Origin of the sequence: Streptomyces globisporus (genome assembly GCF_003501885.1) — a bacterium.
Lineage (GTDB): Bacteria > Actinomycetota > Actinomycetes > Streptomycetales > Streptomycetaceae > Streptomyces > Streptomyces globisporus_D.
Genome location: NZ_QWFA01000226.1, coordinates 1 through 9,058 on the forward strand (window position 1 = coordinate 1; position 9,058 = coordinate 9,058).

The 9,058-nt window shown below is 70.6% G+C and carries 8 protein-coding genes; 6 read left to right on the top strand and 2 right to left on the bottom strand.

Going from position 1 to position 9,058, the window contains the following annotated elements; translation table 11 throughout:
- The first annotated feature begins 118 nt into the window (after nucleotides 1–118).
- Entirely contained in the window at nucleotides 119–1,120 is a 1,002-nt protein-coding gene (locus D3105_RS29810; RefSeq protein ID WP_118906038.1) for a TAXI family TRAP transporter solute-binding subunit, read from the top strand.
- 75 nt (nucleotides 1,121–1,195) lie between these two features.
- Here D3105_RS29810 and D3105_RS29815 read toward each other — a convergent pair whose 3' ends face one another.
- Both D3105_RS29815 and D3105_RS29820 read right to left on the bottom strand, forming a co-directional pair.
- Nucleotides 1,196–2,590 (bottom strand): sensor histidine kinase, encoded by a 1,395-nt coding sequence (locus D3105_RS29815; RefSeq protein WP_118906039.1) that lies wholly within the window; start codon nucleotides 2,588–2,590, stop codon nucleotides 1,196–1,198.
- Between the two features lie 21 nt (nucleotides 2,591–2,611).
- Nucleotides 2,612–3,304 (bottom strand): response regulator transcription factor, encoded by a 693-nt coding sequence (locus D3105_RS29820; RefSeq protein ID WP_089116775.1) that lies wholly within the window; start codon nucleotides 3,302–3,304, stop codon nucleotides 2,612–2,614.
- 388 nt (nucleotides 3,305–3,692) lie between these two features.
- Between D3105_RS29820 and D3105_RS29825 the strand changes: the two genes are divergently transcribed.
- The 5 genes from D3105_RS29825 to D3105_RS29845 all read left to right on the top strand — a co-directional run.
- Entirely contained in the window at nucleotides 3,693–4,478 is a 786-nt protein-coding gene (locus D3105_RS29825) for an amino acid ABC transporter ATP-binding protein (protein WP_029182610.1), read from the top strand.
- 32 nt (nucleotides 4,479–4,510) lie between these two features.
- Nucleotides 4,511–5,434 (top strand): glutamate ABC transporter substrate-binding protein, encoded by a 924-nt coding sequence (locus tag D3105_RS29830; protein ID WP_118906040.1) that lies wholly within the window; start codon nucleotides 4,511–4,513, stop codon nucleotides 5,432–5,434.
- A 193-nt stretch (nucleotides 5,435–5,627) separates the two neighbouring features.
- Nucleotides 5,628–6,275: an amino acid ABC transporter permease gene (locus D3105_RS29835; RefSeq protein ID WP_006128036.1), complete on the top strand. Its 648-nt coding sequence runs from the start codon at nucleotides 5,628–5,630 to the stop codon at nucleotides 6,273–6,275.
- Complete coding sequence (locus tag D3105_RS29840; RefSeq protein WP_118906041.1) at nucleotides 6,272–7,213, top strand: amino acid ABC transporter permease; 942 nt, start codon at nucleotides 6,272–6,274, stop codon at nucleotides 7,211–7,213. The genes D3105_RS29835 and D3105_RS29840 overlap by 4 nt, the downstream gene beginning before the upstream one ends.
- A gap of 176 nt (nucleotides 7,214–7,389) precedes the next feature.
- Nucleotides 7,390–9,058 (top strand): FAD-dependent monooxygenase (locus D3105_RS29845; protein ID WP_240647070.1); only part of this gene is annotated, 1,669 nt, incomplete at its 3' end.

Genomic DNA, 9,058 nt, shown 5'->3' on the forward strand with positions numbered 1-9,058 from the left:
GTGCATGCGCGCGATCCTGCCAGCTGCCCCGCCCCCTCTCCGCTCCCCCGCCGACTGTGGGGCGGGCCTCATGGGCGAGCCTGGCCAGGGGGGCGGGTGAGCTGGCAGGATCGCGCGCATGCACCACGCTCTGTCCCGATTCGGCCGCCGGCGCACCCTGCAGACGGGCGCCCTCCTGGCGGTCGTGCTCGGGCTGCTCGCGTGGTGGCTTCAGCCCCAGGGCGACGAGGGGGACCCGAGCGGTCCGCTCACCTTCTCCACCGGGGTGCCCAGCGGGGTCTACCAGCGGTACGGGGAGCGGCTGGAGGACGCACTCGCCAAGGACATGCCGGAGGTGGCCATACGGCTGCGGACCAGCGAGGGGTCGCAGCAGAACCTCGCGCGGGTGGCGACGGGCGAGGCGGACTTCACCATCGCCACGGCCGACGCCGTGGCCACCTATCTGCGCGACGGCAGGCAGGGTGCCCAGCGGCTGCGTGGCTGTGTCCGGCTGTACGACGACTACGTCCAGCTGGTCGTCCCCCGCGACTCCGACATCCGCAGCGCCTCCGATCTGCGGGGCAAGCGGGTGGGTGTCGGCCAGGAGGGTTCCGGGGTGCGGCTGGTCGCGGACCGGCTGCTGAAGGCGGCGGGGCTCGATCCGGCCGACGACATCACCCCGGTGCCGGTGGGCATCGACACCATGCCCGTACGGCTGACGCAGGGCCAGTTGGACGCCTTCTTCTGGTCGGGCGGGCTGCCGACCGCCGCCGTGCAGGAGCTGTCGGAGCGCTTCGCCGTCCGGTTGGTGCCGCTGGAGGCGGACCTGGTCGCGAAGTTGCAGGCGGCGACGGGTCCCACCCGTTTCTACCGGTCGGCCATGATGCCCGCCGACGCCTATCCGGAAGCCCAGCAGGGCCAGTCCGTGCCCACGGTCGCCGTCGCCAATCTGCTCGTCACGACCGACCGTACGGACGCGGCCATGACCGAGGCGTTCACCCGGACGGTGATCAACAGCCGGGACCGGATCGGCCGTGAGGTCCACGCGGCGCAGCTGGTGGATCTGCGGACGGCGATCTACACGGATCCGCTGGACGTGCACGAAGGCGCCAAGGACTACTACCGCTCGGTGAAGCCCTGACCACTCCCCGGCGAGGGCTGATCCAAACGAAAGGCCCCAGGGCGCGCGCCCCCTCCTGGCCCGGGGATCACCGGATCAGCCGCCCGGCCGTTCGCGGGGCAGCGAGACGGTCACCCGCAGGCCGTGCGGTGCGTGGTGCTCGTACGCGATCGAGCCGCCGCCCGCCGCGAGCAGCACCCGGGAGATGGAGAGGCCCAGCCCCGATCCGCTGACGTTCTGGTGGCGGGTGCTGCGCCAGAAGCGGTCCCCGACGCGTTCCAGCTCCGCTTCGGTGAGGCCGGGGCCCCGGTCGGCGACCACGACGGTCGTCGTACGGGTTCCGGCGGCGACGGTGACGGTGACGTCCTCCCCGGCCGGGGTGAACTTCAGGGCGTTGTCGATCACCGCGTCCAGGGCGCTGGAGAGCGCCACGGGGTCGGCCCAGGCGGTGGCCGCCGGGGCGCCTTCCAAGGTGAGCCGCACACCCTCCCGGTCCGCCATCGGGCGCCAGGAGGCGACCCGCTCGGCGGTGAGCGGGACGATGTCGATCAGCTGGAGGTCCGCTTCGGCGTGCTCGGCCAGTGCGAGATCCAGGAGGTCGTCGAGGACCCGGGCCAGCCGCTTGCCCTCGGTGCGCACGGCCGCGATCTCCTCGCTGTCCTCGGGCAGCTCCAGGGCGAGCAGCTCGATGCGCAGCAGCAGGGCGGCGAGCGGGTTGCGCAGCTGGTGCGAGGCGTCCGCGACGAAGGCGCGCTGCTGCTCCAGCACGTCCTCGACGTTGTCCGCCATCTCGTTGAAGGAGCGGGCCAGGTGCCGGAGTTCCGGCGGCCCGGCGGAGGCGGCGACGCGCGAGCGCATGCGGCCCCCGGCGATGTCGCGGGTGGCCGCGTCCAGGGTCCGCACGGGCAGCAGGACCCAGCCGGTGAGCCGGACCGCCGCGCCGACCGCCACCAGCAGAGCCAGCGCCTCGCCGAGGCCGATGAGCAGCCAGGTCCGCACGATCCGGGACCGCATCTCGCCGGTCGGCGAGTCGATGACGACCACGGCGACCACGTCGCCGTCGCGCACCACGGGGGAGGCGACGACGACGCGCCCGTTCTGCCAGGGCCAGACCTGCGGCGGATCGTGCGAGCGGCGGCCGAGCAGCGCCTCGTCGAAGGCCGTGCGCCCTTCCCCCTCGGCGGGCAGGGCCCAGGAGCCGGGCGCCTTGGCCAGGGCCCGGTCGTCCTGGAAGAAGACGCCGGCCCGGATGTCGTACACCGAGGCGTAGACCTCCAGGTCGGTCTGGAGGGTGCGGCGGCGCTCCTCGCTGTCCGGGGAGGTGTCGGTGATGGACTGGGCCAGGGCGGCGAACCGCGCGGTGTCGTCGATCCGGTCGATCACCAGGCGCTGCTGCTCTGCGGCGGCGACGCTGATCGCGAGCGGGAAGCCGAGGGTGACCAGGACTGCGGCCATCAGGACGATGAGCAGCGGGAGCAGGCGGGAGCGCACCGGGGAAACGTACCCGTTCGGTTACGCGGACGGCGCGACGAGCCGGTAGCCGACGCCCCGCACGGTCTCGATCAGGGAGGGCAGCCGCAGCTTGGAGCGCAGGGAGGCGACGTGGACCTCCAGGGTGCGTCCGGTCCCCTCCCAGCTGGTGCGCCAGACCTCGCTGATGATCTGCTCGCGGCGGAAGACGACGCCGGGGCGCTGGGCGAGGAGGGCCAGCAGGTCGAACTCCTTGCGGGTGAGCTGGACTTCCTCACCGTCGACGCTGACCCGGCGGGTCGGCAGCTCGATGGCGACCGGCCCGAGGCGCAGGGCGGCGACGGGGGTCGGTGCGGTGTCCTCGGCGCCGGAGGTGCGCCGGGCGACGGCGTGGATCCGGGCGAGCAGCTCGCCGGTGTCGTACGGCTTGGTGACGTAGTCGTCGGCGCCGAGGTTGAGGCCGTGGATGCGCGAGCGCACGTCGGCGCGGGCGGTGACCATGATCACGGGGGTGGCGGTGCGCTTGCGGATCTTGCCGCACACCTCGTAGCCGTCCTGGTCGGGCAGGCCGAGGTCGAGGAGGATCACCCCGAAGGGCTCCTTCTCGGCGGGCAGCAGCGCGCGCAGGGCCTCCTCGCCGTTGCGGGCGTGCACGACCTGGAATCCGTGCCGGGCGAGCACGGCGGACAGGGCCGCCGCGACATGGTCGTCGTCCTCGACGAGCAGCAGTCTCATGGCCCTCCCCTCCGTCTCTCCCGGGGCCGTCCGGCTCCTCGGGCTCATACGTGCAACCGTTGCACGCTGTCACCGGGTGTTGTCCCGCGTTTCACCCTGCTTCGTCCGGAAGACACTTGCCGTGATCTTCCGTTCATCGACGCTCCGCGTCGACCTCGCTCAAGGCATCCACGCCGATGAACGGCACACCAGTCAAGAGTCTGCCGGTTACAGCGGGGTTTCCGTTATGCACCCGGTACGCCCCGGGGCGGCGCGGGGCGTCCTGTTCACGCGGAGTGTCCGGTTGCCGCCGGATCGTTATGCTCAATTTCCGCTCAGATGTAATGACGTTGGTCGCACTGCGTCATTAGGGTCCTTGTTCAACCGAGGAGGACGGAGCAAGAAGCCGATGAGCGGAGTTTCAGTGACCAAGGACGCCGAGGATGCCGCGCCCGCGGCGAACGACCTGGTCGTACTGAGCAACGTCAACAAGCACTTCGGCGCGCTGCATGTGCTCCAGGACATCGACCTGACCATCGCCCGTGGCGAGGTCGTGGTCGTCATCGGGCCTTCCGGGTCCGGCAAGTCCACGCTGTGCCGCACGATCAACCGCTTGGAGACGGTCGATTCGGGAGCGATCTCGATCGACGGCAAGCCCCTGCCCCAGGAGGGCAAGGAGCTGGCCAGGCTGCGTGCCGACGTGGGCATGGTCTTCCAGTCGTTCAATCTCTTCGCACACAAGACGGTGCTGGAGAACGTCATGCTGGGCCAGATCAAGGTCCGCAAGGCCGACAAGAAGGCCGCGGAGGAGAAGGCCCGGACCCTGCTCGACCGGGTGGGCGTCGGCGTACAGGCCGACAAGTATCCGGCGCAGCTCTCCGGTGGCCAGCAGCAACGCGTCGCGATCGCACGGGCGTTGGCGATGGACCCGAAGGTCATGCTCTTCGACGAGCCCACGTCGGCGCTCGACCCGGAGATGATCAACGAGGTCCTCGAAGTCATGCAGCAGCTGGCCAGGGACGGGATGACGATGATCGTCGTCACCCACGAGATGGGCTTCGCCCGGTCCGCCGCCAACCGCGTCGTGTTCATGGCGGACGGGAAGATCGTCGAAGAGGCGGCGCCCGACCAGTTCTTCAGCAATCCGCGCAGCGACCGGGCCAAGGACTTCCTGTCGAAGATCCTTCACCACTGACGACAACGACCTACGACCTAAGGATTGTTCACATGAAGCTCCGCAAGTCCGCCGCCGTGGCGGCCATCGCCGTCCTCGCCCTGACCGCGACCGCGTGTGGTGGCAAGGAGGGTTCCGCCGGTGACAAACCGGGCGGCACCCAGCCGGGCGCCTCCGGCGCCCCCGAGCTGCCCACGTACACCGCCGCCAAGGACGTCGCCCTCGACTCCCCGGTCTTCAAGAAGGCCAAGGAGCGCGGCAAGCTCATCATCGGCGCCAAGGCCGACCAGCCGTACCTCGGCTTCGAGGACCAGGCGACCAAGGAGCGCTCGGGCTTCGACATCGAGATCGCCAAGATGGTCGCGGCCGACCTCGGCTTCTCGGAGAAGCAGATCGAGTGGAAGACCGTCGACTCCGGCGTCCGTGAGACGGCCATCTCCAAGGGCCAGGTCGACTACTACGTCGGCACCTACACGATCAACGACGAGCGCAAGAAGCAGGTCGGCTTCGCCGGTCCGTACTACAAGGCCGGCGCGGACCTCCTGGTGCGCAAGGACGAGACGGCGATCACCGGCAAGGAGTCGGTGAAGGGCAAGAAGGTCTGCTCGATCGTCGGCTCCACGCCGCTGCAGGAGATCAAGAAGCCGGAGTACGGCGCGAGCGTCGTCGAGCTGGCCAAGTACTCCGACTGCGTGCAGCAGCTGCTGACCAAGCAGGTCGACGCCGTCACCACCGACGACTCGATCCTCAAGGGCTACGCCGCGGCCAACAAGGGCAAGCTCAAGGTCGTCGGCAAGCCGTTCACCGACGAGCCCTACGGTGTCGGCCTGAACAAGGACGACAAGGTGCTCCGCGAGGCCATCAGCAAGTCGCTGGAGGACCGCGTCAAGGACGGCACGTACAAGAAGATCTACGAGGCCACCCTCGGTCTGTCCGGCTCGGACTTCGTCGACCCGCCGGCCATCGAGCGCTACTGACGCCCTCGGGCGCCCGGCACCGTCGGGCGCCCGGCACCTCCCGGTGTCCGAGCGCCGACACCCGTCACGACGCCCCGTGAGTGACCCGGGCGTCCCGTACGCCTCCGCCGTCCCCCCTCTCCCCGGGGGCGGCGGGGAGACGGGGCGCTCCTTCCCCTGCCCCGATGCCGACGACCGCCGACGCGGAGACCTCATGAACGTACTGCTCGACAATTTCCCAGCGTTCCGCGACGGCTTCATAGGAACTGTGTCGATCACCGCCGTCAGCTCGCTTATCGCCCTGGTTCTCGGTGTCGTCGTCGCCGGATTCCGCGTCTCGCCGGTGCCGCCGCTGCGGTACTTCGGCACCGCGTGGGTCACGCTGATGCGCAACACCCCGCTGACGCTGCTCTTCCTGATCTTCTTCTTCGTGGTGCCGGAGATCCTCTTCCCGGGGATGAGCCCGTTCGTCCTCGGCTCCCTGGCCCTCGGCTTCTACACCTCGTCCTTCGTCTGCGAGGCGGTCCGCTCCGGCATCAACACCGTGCCGCTGGGGCAGGCGGAGGCCGCGCGCTCGATCGGCATGACGTTCGCCCAGACCCTGCAGATCGTGGTGCTCCCCCAGGCGACGCGGACCGTGATCCCGCCGCTGAGCAGCATCTTCATCGCCCTGACGAAGAACTCCGCGATCGCCGGCGCCTTCAGCAACGCCGAACTGTTCGGCTGGCAGAAGCTGATGAGTGACAAGGGCTACGACATCGTCCCCGTCTTCATCTGGGTGGCCATCGGGTACCTGATCATCACCTTTACCATCAGCGGCCTCTTCCGGCTGCTGGAGCGTCGCATGGAGGTCGCCCGATGAGCGCCAGCGTTCTTTACGACGCCCCGGGCCCCAAGGCCGTCGTCCGCAACCGGATCTACGCCGTCGTCGGCAGCCTCGCCATCGTGGTGCTGATCGCCGTCAGCATCATGCGGCTGGCCGACAAGGGACACCTCGCCCCCGAGATGTGGGACATCTTCAACTACGCGGGCATCCGGCAGAACATCGCCGACGCGGTGCTCGCGACCCTCAAGGCGTTCGGTCTCGCCGCGGTCGGTTCGCTGGTCCTCGGCGTGCTCCTGGCGGTGGGCCGGCTCTCCGACCACAAGCCGATCCGCTGGGTGGCGACCACCTTCATCGAGCTGTTCCGCTCGCTGCCGCTGCTGATCACCATCTACGCGATCTGGGTCGGCTTCCTCACTGACTACTCGATGTGGGCGCTGGCGGCGGGTCTCTCCGTCTACAACGGCTGCGTCCAGGCCGAGGTGCTGCGCGCCGGGATCAACTCGGTGCCCAAGGGCCAGAGCGAGGCCGCGTACGCCCTCGGCATGAGCAAGACCCAGGTCATGACGACCGTCCTGATGCCGCAGGCGATCCGTTCGATGCTGCCGACGATCATCAGCCAGCTCGTGGTGACCCTCAAGGACACCTCGCTGGGCTTCATCATCCTGTACCCGGAGCTGCTCCAGACCGCGCGTCTGATCGCCTCCAACACCCAGGTGAACGGCCAGTACCCGTACGTCTCGACGATCGTCGTCATCGGCACGATCTACATCGCGATGTGTCTGCTGCTCTCGGCGCTGGCGACGTGGATCGAGAAGCGCGGCCGCCGCGCCAAAACCGGCATCAAGGTGGCGCCCGGCGTCCAGACCGCCGACATCCCCACGGTGGAGGACATTCCCGGCCCGCGGGCCGGGGGCGCAGGGGGCGCAGGCCCGACGGTCGATGGTGGCGCTGGGGCCGGAGTGACGAAGGACTGACCTCCCCGGGGCCTTACCGGCCCCTCCCGGCAGGAGCATTCGAGGCAGCGGCGCACGCGTCGCTGCCTCGGTCACTTGACGCAAGCACCACCAGTGGGTTGCATACGTTCTGTGATCACGCACCCGGCTACCTCTGCCACGTTCCGCATGACCGCCAGGGCCGGAGGGTACGCGCTGTGGACCCGGTGATCGTCGTCGGCGCCGGGCCCGTCGGCCTGACGCTGTCGCTGGCCCTCGCCGCCCAGGGCGTCCCCTCGGTACTCCTCGACGAGGGCCCCGGCACGGAGGAGCCCCGGCCCGCCCGCACGGTCGTGCTGCGCGAGGACACCGCCGACCTGGTGGGCCGCCTCGGCTGCCGGGAGCTGGACCGGGTCGGGCTGCGCTGGAGGGGCTGGCGTTCGATGCGCCGGAAGCAGTCGGTCCGGGCGATGCCGCTGAGCGGGGGCCGGCCGGACGAGGACGGCGAGCCGCTGCCCGGCCTCCTTCCCTCGCCGCTGCACCTGCCGCAGCACGAGCTGAGCGCCGCGCTGCGTGCGGCGGTGAACAAGGAACCGCTGGTCCGGCTGGTGCCGATGAGCCGGATCGACACGCTGGAGCAGGACCGCGACGGCATCACGGTGCACACCAGGGAGCCGGGATCGACCTGGTGGCGCGGGAGTTATCTGGTCGGCTGCGACGGCGCCCGGTCGACCGTGCGCAAGCTGCTGGACATCCGGTTCCCCGGCCGTACGGCGGTGGAGCGCCATGCCGTCGCCGCGCTGCGGGCCGAACTGCCCTGGCCCGACGAGGCCGTGTCGCACCGGCAGCCGCCCTGGCGGACCGGTGGCGAGGAGGTCTCCGCCCGACCGCTGCCGAACGGCGTCTGGCGGCTGGACTGGCTGCTGCCGCCACGCGGCGAACTGGTCACCCCCGAGGCGGTGATCACCCGGATCCGGGACACGCTGGCCGGCTGGTGCGGCGAGACTCCGCCGTACGAACTGCTGGACACCGGCGTCCACACGCTCCACCACCGGCTCGCCCGGCGCTGGCGCAAGCAGCGCGCGTTCCTGGCGGGAGACGCGGCACATCTGCTGGGTGCTCTGGGCACGCAGGGGCTCGACGAGGGCATCCGGGACGCCGAGAACCTGGCCTGGAAGCTGGCCCACGCCTGGCACCACGGCCCGGCCGAGCAACTGCTCGACAGTTACCAGGCGGAGCGGCGGGCCGCCGTGGCCGCCCGGTTGCGCGCCGCCGATCAGTCGCTGCCGATACTGCGCGGCGGCGGCGGTCTGCGGACCCTGGTCCCGGGCACCGCACGCGGCCACGACACCCTGCTCGCCGACGGCCATCTGGGCCGTGGAGCACTGGGTGCGCCCCCTTCGTACTCGCACTCCCCCCTTTCACCACCGCACGCCGAGGCGCACACCGTTGTCGGTACGCCCCCCGGTGCGCCGGTCGCCGATGTGACGGTGGCCGCGCCGGACGGGACGACGACACGGCTGCGGGAGCGGCTCGGGCAGGGCCATCCGCTGGTGATCCTGGTCGCGCCGGGGACGGGCGTCTGGGACCGGCGGCACTGGCAGACCGCAGGCGTCATGCCGCGCCTCAACGACGCCGTGGCGGCGCTTCCCGGTACGACGGAGCTGCTGGTCACCGAGAGCTATCCGGGAGCGTCGGCCCATACCGTGCTGCTGGTCAGGCCGGACGGGCATCTGGTGGCTGCCTTCGGCGGCGTAAGGCCCGCGGAGCTGTTCACCGCGGCCCAGGCCGCGCTGGGCGGTGCGCCGCGTGATGCGCGGGAGCGCGCGGCGGAGGAGGACGAGGAGAGCGGGGGCGAGAAGGGGCCCCGGGGGCGGGTCCACCCCG